The organism is Vibrio sp. S12_S33, from assembly GCF_963889785.1.
Classification (GTDB): domain Bacteria; phylum Pseudomonadota; class Gammaproteobacteria; order Enterobacterales; family Vibrionaceae; genus Vibrio; species Vibrio aestuarianus.
Genome location: NZ_CAWPQZ010000021.1, coordinates 16,465 through 33,407 on the forward strand (window position 1 = coordinate 16,465; position 16,943 = coordinate 33,407).

The window sequence follows — 16,943 nt, forward strand, 5'->3', positions numbered from 1 at the left end:
GCCAATTTTTTGGTGAGCGACTCACCACTCCCAGTCCGAGCGGATTCTGACTAACAGCAATCACAGATGACGTATCTGCTCCACTTAGCGCTCCCATTCAGCGGGCTCTAAGCTACTATGCACAATTAGGAAAACACTATGACTACCCAAAACGCTTCGCGTAAGTCTGACTTGGTTTATCAACTTAATGATCGACCGCCACTGCCACAAACGATTTTTGCGGCCCTACAACACTTACTGGCCATGTTTGTTGCCGTGATTACGCCATCATTAATCATCTGCCAAGCTCTCGGTGTGTCACCAGAACAAACCAACACCATTATTAGCATGTCATTGTTCGCGTCTGGTTTATCCTCTTTCATTCAAATTCGTACCATTGGTCCGATTGGCTCTGGATTATTGTCAATTCAAGGGACCAGCTTTAACTTTCTTGGCCCAATCATTGGCGCTGGCTTATCACTAAAAGCGGGCGGCGCGGATATATCAACCATGATGGCCGCAATCTTCGGCACCATTTTGGTCGCCTCCTTTGCTGAAATTTTGCTATCTCGCGTTTTAGAATACGCACGCCGAGTCATTACGCCCTTGGTCTCTGGCATTGTGGTCACACTGATTGGCCTAACGTTAGTACAAGTTGGTTTAGTCTCAATGGGGGGCGGTTACGCCGCTTTAAGCGACGGAACCTTTGGCAGCCTAGATAAACTGGCGCTAGCTGGAACCGTATTGGGGCTGATTGTGCTACTGAACCGCTCAAGCAACCCTTACATTCGTGTTGCCTCAATCGTGATTGCGATGCTCACCGGTTATGTGATGGCGTATTTCATGGGCATGATAGACACCTCCTCATTAGGTGAAACAGCAACCATTGCACTACCAATACCAATGCAGTTTGGTCTCGGTTTTGATTGGTCGCTATTTATTCCATTAGTACTAATTTTCTTGATCACCGCTCTCGAAGCAATTGGTGATATCACCGCTACATCAGAAGTGTCAGGAGAGCCTGTAAAAGGACCGATCTACATGAAGCGGATTAAAGGCGGCGTCTTAGCCGATGGTCTAAACTCTGCACTGGCAGCGGTATTTAATAGTTTCCCCAATTCAACCTTTAGCCAAAACAACGGCGTGATCATGCTAACTGGCGTGGCAAGTCGCTACGTAGGTTATTTTATCTCAGCAATGTTAGTGCTACTTGGTTTATTCCCAGGTGTTGCCAGCTTTGTGCAGTTGATTCCTGAACCAGTATTAGGCGGTGCGACCATTGTTATGTTTGGCACAATCGCAGCCGCTGGAGTGCGTATTATTTCGCGTGTTGAACTCGACCGCCGCGCCATTTTGATCATGGCACTGTCATTTTCGATGGGCTTAGGTATTGCTCAAAAACCTGAAATCTTACAATTCATGCCTGAATTCATTAAGAGTATTTTCTCATCTGGCGTAGCCGCTGGCGGTATTACCGCTATTTTGCTTAATCTAATTTTGCCAGAAAGATTGCCAGAAGAAGATGGCCTCTTAGAAGAGATGAAATCGAATTAACCAGCAAATACAACGATGGGCTCAGATGAGCCCATTTTTATTGCTATCGATTTACGATAGCAAGCGATAGGATATTAAACGATGTTGCGTTAACTTCATTTAGTTGGGAAGCTGATCTGCGCTTTCAAACCACCTTCACTGCGATTACGAACCGTCACGCTACCATGGTGCTGTCCGACAATACGTTTGACGATCGCAAGCCCCAATCCGGTCCCTTCGCTGCCTCGTGCAGTATCTCCACGCGTAAAAGGTTCAAATACTTTACTCACTTGGCTAGGCTCAATACCGGGACCATTATCTTCAACACATATCCACGCCATTTTATTATCGGCAGTGGTGCCCGTGCTGACTTTTACCCATCCATTTCCATAACGAATCGCATTCACCACCAAGTTACTCACCGCACGCTTAATTGCAATGGGGTTACCGAAAGCGGTCTGCATCGATGAATGCAAAGAGACATCAATCTTTATCTCATATCCCCCTTCAGCAGTTGCGACATCGTTGGCAATCTCATTGAGATCAACCTTCTCAAATGTCTGTATATTGACCGGTTTTAGATAATCCATAAATTGACTGATAATCTCATTGCACTCCTCGGTATCACTGATGATCCCTTCCGCTAAATAGCTGTCTTGAGGTGACATCATCTCCGTCGCAAGACGAATGCGCGTCAATGGCGTGCGTAAGTCATGGCTTATGCCTGCCATCAGTAATGCTCTATCTTCCTCTAAGGCTTGTATCCCTTGTGACATTTGGTTAAACGCCACTGTGACGGAACGAATTTCCGATGCCCCTTTTACTGGCAATGGAGGTGGATGGTCACCTCGCCCCACCGCCTTAGCCGCTTTTTCTAGCGCAATTAAAGGACGATTTTGTAAACGGATAAACAACCACCCGCCGACAACAATAAAAATCGCCATCAGCAAACTGTTGCGAAATAACGGTGAAAAATCTTCCTTTTGCAACTCAGATAGTGGGATTCGAATCAATGATCCAGGGAACGACTCCACTTTTATCCATAAAATGTAACTCTCTTTGCCGAGCATCATACGTACATCAGTGGGAGAGCCGAGCTCATGAGTCATCTCCTCACTCATCAAATCAATACTAAGCGCCTGTTCATACTCTTGTGCAATTTCACTGCCTTCAGCATGAATGGTTACCCCTAACTGCTCTAACACACGGCGGCGCTGCGGAGCATCCATATCCAACCCATCAGTATCGCTGGCTGCATCATCGAGCATGAGGTTAATTTCGTGCCCGAGAATTTTATTGAACTGCTGCAAACTTGGCATCAAAGCATAATTGAACACCGCATAGTAAGAGTACATTTGGCTAGCAATGAGTAATGAAAAGAAAAGTAGAATCGATTGAGTGAACGAGCTGCGAATACGCATACGAAGACCTTGCTGTGAAAAAAGCTCCTGATGGTAACCATTCAGGAGCTCGTTAAATCTTAAGACTCTTTACCATCTGGGACAAAGACGTAACCAAGCCCCCAAACGGTTTGAATATATCGAGGTTTGCTTGGATCAACTTCAAGCATGCGACGTAAACGGGAAATCTGCACGTCGATAGAACGCTCCATTGCGGAATATTCACGACCGCGCGCCATGTTCATCAGTTTGTCACGAGACATAGGTTCACGCGCATTGGTCACTAAAGTTTTCAATACCGCAAACTCACCGGATGTGAGTGGCATTGGTTCATCACCACGAAACATTTCACGCGTGCCTAAATTTAGGCGGAATTCACCAAATTCAATCACCGACTCTTCAGCGCTCGGAGCTCCCGGTGCTTCAATCACTTGACGACGCAATACCGCTTTAATTCGAGCCAATAGCTCACGTGGATTGAACGGTTTTGGTAGATAATCATCGGCTCCAACTTCTAACCCGACAATGCGATCCACTTCGTCGCCTTTCGCAGTAAGCATTAAAATTGGCAGCATATTGTTGGCATTACGCAAACGGCGACAAATGGATAACCCATCTTCACCAGGTAACATTAAGTCCAATACCATCAAATGGAAGTTTTCACGAGTTAACAGGCGGTCCATCTGCTCACTGTTTGCCACACTACGAACAAGAAAACCTTGTTCCGATAGGTAACGTTCAAGCAATGAACGCAAGCGTGCATCGTCATCAACCACTAAAATTTTATAGTTTTCTTGCATCTATGATCCCACCTAATTCTTAACTCGAGCCAATATCCAACCGAGTTAGTAAAATGTAACACCGTTCTGACTAAAGTCGCTGAAAGAATTGTTAACGTTTATGTCTTTTTTAGCTAATGTAGCGGACAGTTTCAACCAAGGAACGTCAGGACTATGAAGACAAACCTAATTACGCGTGAAGGCTTTAACCGTCTCAAACAAGAATTGGACTTTTTGTGGCGTGAAGAACGCCCCGAAGTGACCAAAAAAGTGACGTGGGCTGCAAGCCTTGGTGATCGCAGTGAAAATGCGGATTATCAGTACAACAAGAAGCGCCTGCGTGAAATTGACCGCCGAGTGCGTTTTTTACGCAAACGCCTCGAGCAAGTCAACGTTGTTGATTACTCGCCACAACAAGAAGGCAAAGTATTCTTTGGTGCTTGGGTCGAAATTGAAAATGAAGCCGGAGATAAGAAAAAATTCCGCATTGTCGGCCCAGATGAAATCTACGGCGGTGTAAAAAGCTACATTTCGATTGATTCACCTATGGCGCGCGCTTTGCTAAAAAAAGAAGTCGATGATGAATTTGTGGTTCGTACCCCAGAAGGAGAAAAAGAGTGGTTTGTAAATGCTATCGAATACCAGCAAGACTAGAAATCACCGCCACGAACCCCAATATTTACCCTATTCCAACCACCACCCCTGGTGGTTCTACCGAACAATAAAGAGAACCCACGGATGAGCCAAGCTATCTGTAACATGATTGCTCAAGAACTGAATGTTCGCCCAGAGCAAGTGACCGCTGCGGTTACCCTAATTGATGACGGTAATACCGTTCCTTTTATCGCCCGTTATCGTAAAGAGGTTACAGGTGGGCTTGATGATACCCAACTGCGTAACCTAGATAGTCGTTTATCCTATCTGCGTGAGCTCGATGACCGCCGTCAAACGATTCTTAAGTCGATTCAAGAACAAGGCAAACTGACTGCAGAGCTAGAGCACGATATCAACCAAGCCGACAGCAAAACTCGCCTTGAAGATTTATATCTGCCTTACAAGCCTAAGCGTCGTACCAAGGGGCAAATTGCAATTGAAGCTGGCTTAGAGCCTTTAGCTGACAAGCTGTGGAATGAACCGCAAACTGACCCTGAACGTGAAGCCATGCAATACATCAATGCAGAGCAAGGGGTCGCCGATAGCAAAGCAGCTTTAGATGGCGCACGAGCCATTGTGATGGAACGTATTGCTGAAGATGCCAACTTACTGGAAAAAATTCGCCGCCATTTAACCCGCAATGCTCAACTGGTTTCGCGAGTGATTGATGGCAAAGAAAACGCGGGCGAGAAATTCAAAGATTATTTCACTCACGATGAAGCAATCAGCAAAGTGCCATCACACCGAGCACTTGCCATGCTGCGCGGCCGTAATGAAGGCTTCTTAACGCTCAATATCAACGCAGACCCAGAACAAGAAGAAGGTGCGCGCCAGTCGTACTGCGAAACCATTATTGCCGAACATTATGGTATTCATTTAAGTTCAGCGCCTGCCGATAACTGGCGCAAGCAAGTCATTAGCTGGGCTTGGCGCATCAAGGTATCTATGCATATGGAAACCGAGCTGATGGGTGCAATGAAAGAACGAGCTGAAATCGAAGCGATTGAAGTCTTTGCCACTAACTTAAAAGACTTGTTGATGGCCGCTCCAGCTGGGCCGAGAGCCACTCTCGGCTTGGATCCTGGCTTGCGAACGGGTTCCAAAATTGCCGTTGTCGACTCCACCGGTAAAGTACTGGCGACTGAAACCATCTACCCACACCAACCGCATAATCAGCATGAGAAATCAGCCAAAATTGTTGACCAACTGGTGCGTCAGTTTAATGTGGATTTGATTGCGATTGGCAACGGTACCGCCTCACGTGAAACCGATACCTTTGTCGCCGACGTGATTAAACGTGGCAATTTGAAGGTACTGAAAATTATCGTCAGTGAAGCTGGAGCATCGGTGTACTCCGCGTCTGAGCTAGCAGCCAAAGAGTTCCCCAATATGGATGTGTCGCTACGTGGCGCAGTCTCAATTGCTCGCCGCTTACAAGATCCACTTGCGGAGTTGGTGAAAATCGACCCGAAATCGATCGGTGTCGGTCAATACCAGCACGATGTCAGTCAATCGATGCTCGCCAAACGCCTAGATGCGATTGTTGAAGACTGTGTAAACGCTGTCGGTGTTGATGTTAATACGGCTTCAGCAGCACTTTTGACTCGCGTTGCTGGCCTTTCCAATACGCTCGCACAGAATATTGTCGATTATCGCGATGAAAATGGACGCTTCGCTTCTCGTTCAACACTGAAAAAAGTAGCGCGCCTTGGACCTAAAGCATTTGAACAATGTGCCGGCTTCTTGCGCATTATGGATGGTAAAAACCCTCTGGATGCTTCCGCTGTTCACCCAGAAGCCTACCCTGTAGTAAAAGCCATCGCTGAGAAAAATAATAAAGAGATCAAAGCACTGATCGGTAATAGTGATTTTCTACGTGGACTACACGCGGTGGATTACACCAATGACAACTTCGGTGTCCCTACCGTAAGCGACATTATCAAAGAGCTAGATAAACCAGGCCGAGATCCAAGACCAGAGTTTAAAACAGCGACCTTTGCCGACGGAGTCACCGAAGTAAAAGATCTTGAAATTGGTATGATTTTGGAGGGCGTTGTATCAAACGTGGCTAATTTTGGTGCCTTTATTGATATAGGTGTTCACCAAGATGGTTTAGTGCATATTTCTGCATTAACGGATCGCTATATTGCCGACCCTCGTGAAGCAGTCAAAGCGGGGGATATCGTCAAGGTAAAAGTAATGGAAGTGGATGTTCAACGTAAGCGTATTGCGCTTTCTATGCGTTTGAATGACGAACCTGGTCAAGACAATCGTAGCCAGAGAAGTAGCGCACCAAATCAACATCAGCACAAGCCGCGCAACCAGCAGCAAAATAACCGTCGTGAAGAGCCACAACAAAACGGTGCGATGGGTGGTGCATTTGCCGCCGCTTTCGCCAAAGCAAAAAAATAATTAGCCTAAGCAAGGCTAAACGGCCCTGACATAGACGCTTAAAAACACAAATCCCCACTCATGCATCCGCATTGGGTGGGGATTTTATTTATCGCGATAGATAACGTTAACGCTACCTACAACACCGCAATGACTTCAGAAGGAGTATTAGGAGCAACTGCGTGGCCATAATGATATTTAATTACGGTTCGCCTGCGCGCCATTTTTCCCTCGGTTATCGCAGCATCAATAATGTGTTTAGGTAGCCTAAACCGCATTGCATAGCCTTTACCTTGTTCCTTGCTGTAAGTAGCGAGTGCTAATAGATCAAAGAGCCTTTCTAACTCACTTTTCTGCTCAGCTTGATAAGAAGTCGATGTTTCGTGTTCGGTGCCAACCTCATAGCCAGGATGCTCTGAAGGGTCCCATGACGACTGTTTTCGTCTTTTATCATCCGCTTTAACCTTACGCTCAGCGTTGGTTTTAGCCAGTTCAACGGTTGGCATAACCGGTGCACGAATTTTATTATCACGCGCAGCCTGTTCCGTTTGCACATTAACCGATGGGGCGATGAGTGGCACACTTATATTCGCTGGTGACACAATCATAGCCGAAACCTCCTCAGTATCGCCCGCCCCGCGAGGCTAGCCTTTAACTAAGCCAGCCTGGTTGGGTTAGATTATATATCGACCAGATTGCACAAAGTTTTAGCATCTTTAACAAATATTTACTGTTTAGTGTTTATTTATCGCTGGTAGACCGATAACGTCATTGGCTAACTTGAGAAAAAGCAATCAGCTGTTGGCAAAAAGCATCAGACTCAGTCATGAAGGGTGCATGAGATGACTCACTAAAGATATATTGCTCACTTTTTGGCAAAGCTTGTTGCAGATCGTGCGCGACCTTAATCGGTACAAGGCCATCTAATCGACCATATAAACGCAACATCGGCACCGAAATGGTTGTCAGTTGCTCACGTAAATCGACATCAGCTAACATCTTAAGCCCGGCGAGTAAGGACTGCGGATTAGGGGACGGTCTCGACAATATCGCCTGTTTGAGCAATTTGACATCTTGCCTAGCAGAAGGGCTACCCATCGCTTGCAACGCCATAAAGCGTTCAATAGTGGTGTGAAAATCATCAACCAATTGATCAGTAAAAGCGCTAAGTACGTGAGGTTGAATACCACGCCACGGTTTGTCAGCCGCAAATTTCGGTGAGCTAGCCACGGTGACCAGTTGGCTGACGTATTCACTATGGTGCAGCGCCATATGCGTGGCGACTAGGCCACCAAGAGACCATCCAACCCAAATCGCCGCTTTTGGCGCTTGCTCGAGCAGCGCCAGAGCAATGGCTTCTAAATTGGCCGCATGATTATTCGCGCTGTGTCCATAACCGGGTAAATCGACAACATGGACACGAAAATGATGCTTCAGTACATCGACGGTTTGTTGCCATACTGCACCGTTCATTCCCCAGCCATGCACTAGGACTAAATCAGCCCCTTCTCCTTCCACTTGCCAATACAACGCTGTTGCCATGGTCGCAAACTCTCCCACTAAATTCATTCTTTTGCATTACAGAAATACCGATCATAGCAGAACATCCTTTCGCCACTTTCGGTGAGTTATGTTATCGCATTGGCTTCAAAAAACCATCTATCGCTTAGTCAGCAGGCAATGCCCACTTTGCCACCTACCTATCGCTACACACCAAAATAGTGCTTGGTGTGGAACCTGTTTGACCTACTTTGCTCCCCAGCCTCGTTGTCAACAATGTGGCTTGCCGACACTGCTTAATGTACCGCAGTGCGGACAATGCTTAGCTAGTCCACCGCTTTGGCATCGTTTGTATTGTGTCGGTGATTACATATTTCCACTCAACCACACCGTTCATAGACTGAAATACGAAGGGCAATTTTGGCAAGCGCATAATTTAAGCGCGCTTTTGGCTCCACGAATTGATGAGCCGGCCCCGTTGATAACTAGCGTTCCTCTGCACTGGCAAAGACGCTTAACACGAGGCTTTAATCAAAGTGAGTTACTTGCTAATCAATTAAGCAGGCAACTTATTAATGCCACTTGTGATCATCAACTGATAAAACGTAAGCGCGCCACGCCGCAACAAAAAGGATTATCTAAGGCGCAGCGTAAACAAAACCTACAACATGCCTTTGCACTACAACGCAAACCAAATCAGAAACATATCGCAATTGTTGACGATGTTGTCACCACAGGCAGTACCATCCAACAGATCTGTAAATTACTGCTTGAAGTTGGCGTCGAAAGGATTGATATTTATTGTATCTGCCGCACTCCTGAACCAAAAGATTAGCCATTACGTTTTTGTTTAGAAAACAAAAAAGGACTGGATCCGCAGCTTTTCAGGAGTAGAATGGTGAGCAAATAGCCTACAAAATTACTCAGGTATTCGTCGTGTCAAATTCTATTACTATTACCGAAACAGCCCAAACCCATTTCGCCAAGTTGCTTGGTCAGCAACCTGATGGCACCAACATTCGTGTTTTTGTGGTGAACCCTGGTACCCAAAATGCGGAGTGCGGTGTGTCTTACTGCCCACCAGAAGCAGTAGAAGCGACCGATACTGAAATCAAATATGATGCTTTCTCTGCCTATGTGGATGAATTAAGCCTGCCTTTCTTGGAAGATGCAGAAATCGATTTCGTTACCGATAAAATGGGCTCTCAACTAACATTGAAGGCACCAAACGCCAAAATGCGCAAAGTCGCAGATGACGCGAGCTTAATCGAACGTGTTGAATATGCGATTCAAACTCAAGTTAACCCACAACTTGCAGGCCACGGTGGTCATGTAAGCTTAGTGGAAATCACCGAAGATGGCGTTGCCATCGTTGCATTTGGTGGCGGTTGTAACGGTTGTTCAATGGTTGATGTCACCCTAAAAGAAGGCATCGAGAAAGAACTACTTCAACAATTCGAAGGTGAATTGACTGCCGTTCGCGATGCTACAGAACATGACCGTGGTGATCACTCTTACTACTAAGTTAGAATCAATAAAATTAAGTTAAAACGCACAAAATGCGAAGCCGAGATAACATTCTCGGCTTTTTTTATCTTTAAATGCTTTCACTACCGTTAGTTCTTTTCAAATCAGGCATTTTTCTCATATAGTTAGAAAAGTCATTTGCCTGCAAGGAATTAGCGTATGCCACCTAGAAAACTGCCCGATATTTTAGCGACCAACACGGAAGCGAAGTCGAAACTGTTTACGATTGAATCGTTGGATTTACGCTTTTCAAATGGGGAACAGCGCACCTATGAGCGAATGAAACCCAGCGGCCGACATGCAGTGATGATGGTACCTATCACTGCGCAAGGTGATCTGCTATTGGTTCGAGAATATGCCGCAGGTACAGAACGTTATGAACTCGGTTTTCCCAAAGGTTTGATTGACCAAGGTGAAACACCACAACAAGCCGCTGTTCGTGAATTAAAAGAAGAGATTGGCTTCGGTGCCCATACGCTAACGCCTCTTAAAGAGGTCGTCCTCGCTCCCTCTTACTTTTCAAGTCGGATGACCCTATTCCTTGCACAAGATCTATACTCAGAAAAGCTAGAAGGTGATGAACCTGAGCCATTAGAAGTGATTCGCTGGCCTTTAGCGCAAGCTGAAGAGCTACTCACCCATCTCGACTTTTGTGAAGCCCGAAGTATTACCGCGCTACTGCTTGCTTTGCGCCGCTTAAAATAACAAAGCAGAGCTAAAGGATTGATGATGCCAACAGCCAAAGATTTATCTCACCTATTGCCAAATGTCATTGAAATTGCACGCTCCGCAGGGCAATTGATTCTCGATATCTACGAGAAAAAAAACTACGAAGCTTTTACTAAAAGTGACCACACACCTGTCACGAGCGCTGATCTTGCGGCCCATAAATTCATCAATGAACGACTGAGCGAGCTAACACCAGACATTCCGGTATTGTCTGAAGAAGCAGCCGACATCAGCTTAGAAAAACGTAGCCAATGGAATCGTTATTGGTTAGTCGACCCACTGGATGGCACCCAAGAGTTTATTGCTCGCAGCGGTGACTTTGCCACTATTATTGCTTTAATTGAGGATAATAAACCTGTGATGGGAGTGGTGTATGGGCCAGTTTCTGGTGTAACTTATTATGCTTATGCGGGCAAAGGGGCATGGAAAATCCCCGATATGTCTGAAAACCTACGTATTCAAACCCACAAGCATGAAACTCCGGGACAATCGATCGCCATTGCGATTAGCCGTCGTCAAGACATCAACCGCATCACTAACCGCATGAGCAGTGCTTGGAATTATGAGCTAGTGCCACTTGGCTCTGCCGCTTTAAAAGCGTGTTTAGTTGCTGAAGGGGCTGTTGACTGTTATTTGCGCTTAGGGCCAACCGGTGAATGGGACACGGCGGCGACTCAATGTATTGTTGAAGAAGCTGGGGGGAAAATCCTCAGCACTCAGCTAGAGCCGTTGTCATACAACGAGCGAGAAACGTTAGAAAACCCGAATTTCATCGTGCTTGGTGACGCGGGCTTACCTTGGGACGATATCCTTAAAGTAAAAGGCTGACCACTTGGGTCAGCCTCTAGATTTTCGCGGTTCAGTTTTCAGACTTACAGTTGCCCTTGGTACTGGAACTGATATCGGCCTTGGTTATCAGGACTACCAACCCACTTTAGCTGCTCGCCCATTTCGCTTGGAAATTGTGCTTCCGGCTTAAACCATGCTTGAAAGCTATAATTCATGTCTGGCTTAAGCTGCGCAGAGAAATCACTACTGACTTGCGCACTGCTTTGTTGACCAGTCAACGCCACATCATTGGCTTGGCAAGTTAAATCAGCCACTACAGGGCCTGGAGACAACTCTCCTAACGGTGAGCCTATTTTGCTATCGGTCCATGCTAATGTACCTTGAGCCGACTCACACCATGGGCTTGAGTATTGATACTGCTTGAGTGACAGTTCTAGCTGACCTTGGAGATCAATAGGAAATGGCAAGACTAGTGCTGCTGTTAGCTGCTTAGTCGCGGCAGACAGCACCAAGTTTTCCGCGTAAGGACCAGACAAACTAAGGCCGACATTACCTTTACCTCGCACGCCCATATAACTACCTCGCCCAAAGCGCACGGCCGCTTCTAACTTAGCCATAAACAGTGATGACAGTTGAATATCCCATTTTAGGTCACCGATATTTTTCCCCTGCCAAAATACCTGCTGAGCACTGCCAGACCAAATCGTCCCCGCGATACCTGTGATGCGTAATTCAGGTGGCATCGGGGCTTGGCTTACGACAAAAGAGGCTGGAATATGTGCAACCAAACTTGTTGTAAAAGCCAGTAGCGACAGTCCACCATATAACCATCCATGTTTCACCTAGCCACCTCGCTTCAATTGCAGACGTTTCACTTCAACCACACCACTTTGCTGCGCTCGGCCAATATCCATAAACTCAACATCAACGCCTTGAGTTTCTTTTAGAAACGCAATCCAATCGACCAACTTGGTGAAAGGCAAAGGTTGAACCCATACCTGCATCATCTCATCACGAGGTTGGATTCGAATGAGTTCAATCTGAAAACGCTGTGCACTTGAAGAAATCACTTGGTTAAACGGCTGATTGGATGCAACGACACCACCTTGCGCACGTAATCGGACAATATCATCCGCTTTATCTGTTACCCAATTCAGTAACTGTTTTTCACTCACAATACGCGCTTTAGCCAGCTCAGTTCTTTGATCTAATGGTGACAAAACACCCCAATAAATCACCCCGACAATGCCCAACACCAAACAACCCAACACCATTTTTTGTTCGCGAGCACTGATACTCGTCCACCAAGTTTGAAGTGCGTTAAGACTATTTTTCATTCAACTCACCTCATTTACTTTTGAGTACAAAAGTGCCATTCACAATCTCACCGGAGCGGTTTAACTGCCCTTGCTCAACCATAAACTGCGTTTCCAGTTGAACGCGCGCCAACTCAAAGCTCTGAAAATCGTTGCTTTGTGCTTCAAGACGAATTTCACCACGATTGCCATCATATTTAATACTTTGCACACGCATGTTCGGCACACTACCGACACTTGCTGGCAGCTTAGCTAACCATTCAAGCATGGCGCCACCACTGCCGCCACCAGCAAGACGCGACGCTTCATCATTCATCTGTCTTTTTAAATAGCTAACCGTCGGTATCTTCTGTTTATCAGGGAAAACGGCGCGAAAAACGCGTTCACTTTCGACTCGGTAAGCGGTCGCTTGTGCCTCATATTGCCCTGATTGCAATACGTTATAAGCCGTCGAGATCACCAATAACAAACACGCGGCCAGCGTACTTTTTTGCCAAACCTGCCAATGCTTGAAGAAAGAAGATTTAGCTTTGAAACTACCGGTTAACAACGTGGTTTTGCTCGCAATGGCTTGCTCTGTCAGCAACTCCATCACTAATTGAGGTTCAGCTTGCTGCCAATGTTGACCTTCAGCCAAGGTTAACCCTGGTAAAGGGGTATAAGCATTCAGCGGCAAGTATTGATCATCTTGTTTCACCCATTCAGAATGGCTAAACAGCTCTAACCACTCAGCCTCAAGGCTTACGCCTAAATATTCCCCTTTACGAATCAGCCACTCCTTACCCATTTGCAGTGCTGATAACCCGTCATGCAAAGGAACGGCGAGCACATCTGGTAGCACTTTCTTAACTTCCATTCCTGCCGATTTTAACTGTTCAAGGCAGTGGGTAAGATAGCTACGATCAACCCCCGCTACATAAGCGGTTGACGCCGTTTTCTGCAAAATAGAAAAATGCAGATCATCGACATCTTGAGCAATCTCATCTTCAATTAAATAAGGCAACATTGCTTCCAACTGACGAGAAGCGCCCGATGGAATATCAACCTTCGTAAGTACCAAATCGCTTGCAGCCAGCAACACAATTGTGGTTCGCTGCGCAGCGTAAGTGGCGAGCTCAGATAACTGCTCCCAACCAGATATTTCACCACTGGCAATGACTTCTTGTTGTTGTGATGACCACACCAACCAAGGTATTTCAGCGTCCTGTTGACTACTCAGTCGAACGGTCAGAAACTCGCTCACTGATCCCTCCAAAGCGACGGCGTACTACCGTTGCGGTTTCTCTATTATCACTAAACAATAAACTGCGAATGCGAACTCGCGAGTCATCAACCAATATTTGAGCATCGAGTTCAAAGTAAGCGCTATCCACTGAGAGATACTGTTTCGCTTCATCTTTCACTTTGCTATCTACGGCGGCAATTGATGCCTCCGCTAAGAAATCATCGACACTCCCCCACCCATCAAATGGACGGTTTTCTAATACGTTTTTTGCATCAGATTCACTTAAATGCGGGCTGAACATCGCCACCAGCAATTTTGCGTTCTCTGGTGCGACAGTATTAACGTTTAATCGCCAATCATCGCTTGGCAATGCACAAACGTAAGGAGCTATACGTTGCATCACGTCACCCGTCACTTGCTGTACTGCGCGAAGCTCACTGCTATCAGCCAGTAAAGTGTTAGCCGCTAAATAAGCCGGAGACATCGACTCATAATAGCTGTCTTCAACACCGTAAGATGACTGGACATTGCTGTCGTCATCAATGTATTCCCATGCAGAATCAGCAATCACCTCCGCTTGGTAGCTATCAACTTCTGACTCTTCCAATAAATGTTGCAGCACCTGCACTAAATAGGGCTTATTAGCTCCGCCTGTAGTGGACGTAACTCGAGCTAATACATTGAGATTAAAACACGCCTGCTTATCGGTAACACGACCTTTAACTGTGCCGTAATCGAGAGGATAGGTTTGCTCTTCCAACGCCCAAGGCTGGCTCAAATTAATGTTATCGCTATCTTTGTAGCTCTGCTCTATAGCAGCTTGCGCTAACGATTCAACCCCAAGGCTATACCAGTAAGCCTGTTGATAGTTGATCTGATTACTGGCTCTTTGAAACTGAGTAAACAAACGTTCTGACATGGTCGCCGCAATTGATACCATGATCGCCAGCAGCAATAAAATAACAATCAATGCCACACCTTGTTGCGAACGCCTACCTTGTAGTGAGCGATTATGATGCGTCATTATCAGCTCCCTGCGTGTTCTGGTTGATGGCACCACCAGACGTCAGATAAATACGTTCAATTTCACCGTAATCTTTCAGCACTAGCTTCACCGCGACGGCTTGCGGTATTTTTAATGATTCTTGCCAATCCTCACTCCAGTTGTCATTGCTATAAAAACGCAACGACATCGATTCCACATCTGATAAAAGTGGAGTGATAATGCCTTCTTGACCAGCAGGCGTATCAGGGTAACGCCACCAAACGCGTTCAAGTACCCCTTCTTTGATGCGATAACCTACTTTAGTCACTTCGCCACGTGGAAATTGTTGCTGTGGGTTATGCCACCCAAGACGAGCAAACAACACACCCTTTTGATCGGAGTCGAGCAAGTACTCTTTCCACTGCAATATCTGTTTATTGGGTTCTTCACCATTGGTGCGAAATTGACGAGTCGCCATTTGGCGAAAATCACCGTCCATTAACACCATGGCTCGCTGCAACGCATTTAAACGCTGGCTGCGCTGCTGAGAAATTTCATTGCTACGCTGTACCTGATTAAGCACCTGATAAGCACCAACACTTAAACTCGCAAAGATAGCGATCGCCACCAGCACTTCAATCAGAGTAAAACCTTGGCGTTTTTTATTTGACGACATAGCTTCTTACCGTCACCAAAGGTGATCCTTGTTTCTCTAATGCTGCACTGACATCAAACGCTTTCAATAAATTGTCGGCCGTAGGCACTAACGTGACTTTCCAATACCAAGTACGCCCAGCCAACTCCTGTGTTCCTGTTTGCGCTTTCAAGCTTTTAGGGCTGAGCATCACTTGCGCCATTTGATTATCGACCACCATCGCCGCAAAGGTTTTTTCTTCCAAATAGCTGATGGTGTTAATGTGTTGGCTCACTGAACGAATCACGCTGATCGACGCGGTGGCAAAAATCGCTAGAGCAACCAAGACTTCTAATAAGGTCATGCCTCGTGTTCTACGCATCATCCGATGCCCCTGGCTCTAATAGCTTAATTTCGCCATTGTCTTTGACAATAACCCGCCAACCTTGCTCGGCATCTTGCGTGTTGGGATATATGCTCAAGACAAAGGGCGTTAGCTCGCCACTCGACAAGATAAACACTTGCGGTGGTCGCTGTTTTTCTTGCTCTTTCTCTTCAGCAAACATCTCTTCATCAAATAAAGAGCCAGGCTTAAACAGCCGATCATCATTTTTCCAAGCGTCACCCCCAAGCTCAAATTGCATCGCGAGCTCTTCTGGAAGTTGAATTGCATTGGTCATTTTTTTACTCTCTAATGGCTGCCAACCTTTGTCATCCAATGCTAGAAACACAAGACGTGATGTCTTCTCATCCACTCGCAAACCAAAATCCTTACCACTGAGAATAGCTTCTTCATTCACCAGTTGCAGACGTTGGTACAAACTCATCGCATATTGTTTTGCTTCATCTTTTCCTGAACTAGGAAGCGTAGCAATGACTGCCACTGCACTAAGAGAAAGCAGTACTAGCACGAGTAATATTTCGAGTAGGGTGAAACCACGTTTGCTTGTCATCAGAAAATTGCTGTCACTAGAAAATCGTTGCCGTCAGAAAAATGAGGCGACCCGATAGTCGCCCTCTGTTATTTGCTTATCGGAAGTCTTGCATGTTCCAGTTGCCAATATCAGCACTCACCCCTTCACCGCCTTCTTGACCATCAGCACCTAAGGTGAAAATGTCCACGGTACCGTTGTCGCCAGGGCTTAGGTATTGGTAAGGGTTACCCCAAGGGTCATTTGGTAAACGACGAATGTACCCACCATCACGATAATTACGTGGTTCTGGGCTAGACGGCTTGGTCACTAACGCCTCAAGTCCTTGATCGGTTGTTGGATAAACGCTGTTATCAAGCTTGTACATATCCAAAGCATTTTCTAATGCCACGATGTCGGTGATGGCTTTTTGTTGGTCGGCTTTTTCTTTGTTTCCCAATAAATTAGGAACAACAAAGCTCGCTAAAATACCCAAAATTACCACTACAACCATTACTTCAAGCAAGGTAAAACCTGATTGCTTGTCTGCTTTTTTTCTCATTCCAATCTCCAACGTAGTTTTTGTCTAAA

Annotated in this window: 19 protein-coding genes; 7 read left to right on the top strand and 12 right to left on the bottom strand. The window is 46.0% G+C overall.

Features of this window, described 5'->3' with window-relative positions; translation table 11 throughout:
* Positions 1-138 precede the first annotated feature (138 nt).
* Positions 139-1,533 carry a uracil-xanthine permease family protein gene (locus tag AACW06_RS11150; protein ID WP_053312221.1) on the top strand — a complete coding sequence of 465 codons (1,395 nt, stop codon included), beginning with the start codon at positions 139-141 and terminating at the stop codon, positions 1,531-1,533.
* A gap of 95 nt (positions 1,534-1,628) precedes the next feature.
* On the opposite strand, the gene envZ is transcribed toward AACW06_RS11150, so the two are convergent.
* Both envZ and ompR read right to left on the bottom strand, forming a co-directional pair.
* Positions 1,629-2,933 (bottom strand): two-component system sensor histidine kinase EnvZ, encoded by a 1,305-nt coding sequence (envZ, locus tag AACW06_RS11155; protein ID WP_192075107.1) that lies wholly within the window; start codon positions 2,931-2,933, stop codon positions 1,629-1,631.
* A 59-nt stretch (positions 2,934-2,992) separates the two neighbouring features.
* Positions 2,993-3,712 carry an osmolarity response regulator transcription factor OmpR gene (gene ompR, locus AACW06_RS11160; RefSeq protein ID WP_053312223.1) on the bottom strand — a complete coding sequence of 240 codons (720 nt, stop codon included), beginning with the start codon at positions 3,710-3,712 and terminating at the stop codon, positions 2,993-2,995.
* A gap of 153 nt (positions 3,713-3,865) precedes the next feature.
* Between ompR and greB the strand changes: the two genes are divergently transcribed.
* Positions 3,866-4,345 (top strand): transcription elongation factor GreB, encoded by a 480-nt coding sequence (gene greB / locus AACW06_RS11165; RefSeq protein ID WP_053312224.1) that lies wholly within the window; start codon positions 3,866-3,868, stop codon positions 4,343-4,345.
* 84 nt (positions 4,346-4,429) lie between these two features.
* Positions 4,430-6,757 (top strand): Tex family protein, encoded by a 2,328-nt coding sequence (locus tag AACW06_RS11170; RefSeq protein WP_192075108.1) that lies wholly within the window; start codon positions 4,430-4,432, stop codon positions 6,755-6,757.
* Between the two features lie 116 nt (positions 6,758-6,873).
* On the opposite strand, the gene AACW06_RS11175 is transcribed toward AACW06_RS11170, so the two are convergent.
* A complete protein-coding gene (locus AACW06_RS11175; RefSeq protein ID WP_053312226.1) occupies positions 6,874-7,344 on the bottom strand; it encodes a hypothetical protein in 471 nt (156 codons plus the stop codon).
* 160 nt (positions 7,345-7,504) lie between these two features.
* On the bottom strand, positions 7,505-8,278 hold the full coding sequence (bioH, locus tag AACW06_RS11180; RefSeq protein WP_192075131.1) for a pimeloyl-ACP methyl ester esterase BioH: 774 nt from the start codon (positions 8,276-8,278) through the stop codon (positions 7,505-7,507).
* A gap of 88 nt (positions 8,279-8,366) precedes the next feature.
* On the opposite strand from bioH, the gene AACW06_RS11185 reads away from it, so the two are divergent.
* The 4 genes from AACW06_RS11185 to cysQ all read left to right on the top strand — a co-directional run bounded on the left by AACW06_RS11185 (position 8,367) and on the right by cysQ (position 11,320).
* On the top strand, positions 8,367-9,071 hold the full coding sequence (locus AACW06_RS11185) for a ComF family protein (protein ID WP_192075109.1): 705 nt from the start codon (positions 8,367-8,369) through the stop codon (positions 9,069-9,071).
* A 101-nt stretch (positions 9,072-9,172) separates the two neighbouring features.
* Positions 9,173-9,760: a Fe-S biogenesis protein NfuA gene (gene nfuA, locus AACW06_RS11190; RefSeq protein WP_053312228.1), complete on the top strand. Its 588-nt coding sequence runs from the start codon at positions 9,173-9,175 to the stop codon at positions 9,758-9,760.
* A gap of 162 nt (positions 9,761-9,922) precedes the next feature.
* The gene (gene nudE / locus AACW06_RS11195; RefSeq protein ID WP_053312229.1) at positions 9,923-10,468 is read left to right on the top strand and encodes an ADP compounds hydrolase NudE; all 546 of its coding nucleotides are present in this window, start codon (positions 9,923-9,925) and stop codon (positions 10,466-10,468) included.
* Between the two features lie 24 nt (positions 10,469-10,492).
* On the top strand, positions 10,493-11,320 hold the full coding sequence (gene cysQ, locus AACW06_RS11200) for a 3'(2'),5'-bisphosphate nucleotidase CysQ (protein WP_192075110.1): 828 nt from the start codon (positions 10,493-10,495) through the stop codon (positions 11,318-11,320).
* Between the two features lie 44 nt (positions 11,321-11,364).
* On the opposite strand, the gene AACW06_RS11205 is transcribed toward cysQ, so the two are convergent.
* The 8 genes from AACW06_RS11205 to gspG form a co-directional block, all read right to left on the bottom strand.
* Positions 11,365-12,123, bottom strand: a complete 759-nt coding sequence (locus AACW06_RS11205; protein WP_337923398.1) for a type II secretion system protein N — start codon at positions 12,121-12,123, stop codon at positions 11,365-11,367.
* Positions 12,124-12,618, bottom strand: a complete 495-nt coding sequence (locus AACW06_RS11210; RefSeq protein WP_192075111.1) for a type II secretion system protein M — start codon at positions 12,616-12,618, stop codon at positions 12,124-12,126.
* Positions 12,619-12,628: 10 nt separating this feature from the next.
* Entirely contained in the window at positions 12,629-13,840 is a 1,212-nt protein-coding gene (gene gspL / locus AACW06_RS11215) for a type II secretion system protein GspL (protein WP_192075112.1), read from the bottom strand.
* Positions 13,809-14,846, bottom strand: a complete 1,038-nt coding sequence (gene gspK / locus AACW06_RS11220) for a type II secretion system minor pseudopilin GspK (protein ID WP_192075113.1) — start codon at positions 14,844-14,846, stop codon at positions 13,809-13,811. The genes gspL and gspK overlap by 32 nt, the downstream gene beginning before the upstream one ends.
* A complete protein-coding gene (gspJ, locus tag AACW06_RS11225; protein WP_192075114.1) occupies positions 14,833-15,483 on the bottom strand; it encodes a type II secretion system minor pseudopilin GspJ in 651 nt (216 codons plus the stop codon). The genes gspK and gspJ overlap by 14 nt, the downstream gene beginning before the upstream one ends.
* Positions 15,470-15,826, bottom strand: a complete 357-nt coding sequence (gene gspI, locus AACW06_RS11230; protein WP_053312236.1) for a type II secretion system minor pseudopilin GspI — start codon at positions 15,824-15,826, stop codon at positions 15,470-15,472. Before gspI ends, gspJ begins: the two co-directional genes overlap by 14 nt.
* A complete protein-coding gene (gene gspH / locus AACW06_RS11235; RefSeq protein WP_192075115.1) occupies positions 15,816-16,394 on the bottom strand; it encodes a type II secretion system minor pseudopilin GspH in 579 nt (192 codons plus the stop codon). The genes gspI and gspH overlap by 11 nt, the downstream gene beginning before the upstream one ends.
* Before the next feature lie 76 nt (positions 16,395-16,470).
* Positions 16,471-16,914 (bottom strand): type II secretion system major pseudopilin GspG, encoded by a 444-nt coding sequence (gspG, locus tag AACW06_RS11240; RefSeq protein ID WP_192075116.1) that lies wholly within the window; start codon positions 16,912-16,914, stop codon positions 16,471-16,473.
* Positions 16,915-16,943: the final 29 nt, after the last annotated feature.

Excerpts from the sequence above, each read along its gene's own strand:
- greB (WP_053312224.1), top strand. The coding sequence starts at position 3,866 with ATGAAGACAAACCTAATTACGCGTGAAGGCTTTAACCGTCTCAAACAA.
- bioH (WP_192075131.1), bottom strand. The coding sequence starts at position 8,278 with ATGGCAACAGCGTTGTATTGGCAAGTGGAAGGAGAAGGGGCTGATTTA.
- AACW06_RS11150 (WP_053312221.1), top strand. The coding sequence starts at position 139 with ATGACTACCCAAAACGCTTCGCGTAAGTCTGACTTGGTTTATCAACTT.
- gspH (WP_192075115.1), bottom strand. The coding sequence starts at position 16,394 with ATGACAAGCAAACGTGGTTTCACCCTACTCGAAATATTACTCGTGCTA.
- gspK (WP_192075113.1), bottom strand. The coding sequence starts at position 14,846 with ATGACGCATCATAATCGCTCACTACAAGGTAGGCGTTCGCAACAAGGT.
- gspI (WP_053312236.1), bottom strand. The coding sequence starts at position 15,826 with ATGATGCGTAGAACACGAGGCATGACCTTATTAGAAGTCTTGGTTGCT.
- envZ (WP_192075107.1), bottom strand. The coding sequence starts at position 2,933 with ATGCGTATTCGCAGCTCGTTCACTCAATCGATTCTACTTTTCTTTTCA.
- gspG (WP_192075116.1), bottom strand. The coding sequence starts at position 16,914 with ATGAGAAAAAAAGCAGACAAGCAATCAGGTTTTACCTTGCTTGAAGTA.
- AACW06_RS11185 (WP_192075109.1), top strand. The coding sequence starts at position 8,367 with ATGTTATCGCATTGGCTTCAAAAAACCATCTATCGCTTAGTCAGCAGG.
- ompR (WP_053312223.1), bottom strand. The coding sequence starts at position 3,712 with ATGCAAGAAAACTATAAAATTTTAGTGGTTGATGACGATGCACGCTTG.
- gspJ (WP_192075114.1), bottom strand. The coding sequence starts at position 15,483 with ATGTCGTCAAATAAAAAACGCCAAGGTTTTACTCTGATTGAAGTGCTG.
- AACW06_RS11170 (WP_192075108.1), top strand. The coding sequence starts at position 4,430 with ATGAGCCAAGCTATCTGTAACATGATTGCTCAAGAACTGAATGTTCGC.
- AACW06_RS11175 (WP_053312226.1), bottom strand. The coding sequence starts at position 7,344 with ATGATTGTGTCACCAGCGAATATAAGTGTGCCACTCATCGCCCCATCG.
- nudE (WP_053312229.1), top strand. The coding sequence starts at position 9,923 with ATGCCACCTAGAAAACTGCCCGATATTTTAGCGACCAACACGGAAGCG.
- cysQ (WP_192075110.1), top strand. The coding sequence starts at position 10,493 with ATGCCAACAGCCAAAGATTTATCTCACCTATTGCCAAATGTCATTGAA.
- AACW06_RS11210 (WP_192075111.1), bottom strand. The coding sequence starts at position 12,618 with ATGAAAAATAGTCTTAACGCACTTCAAACTTGGTGGACGAGTATCAGT.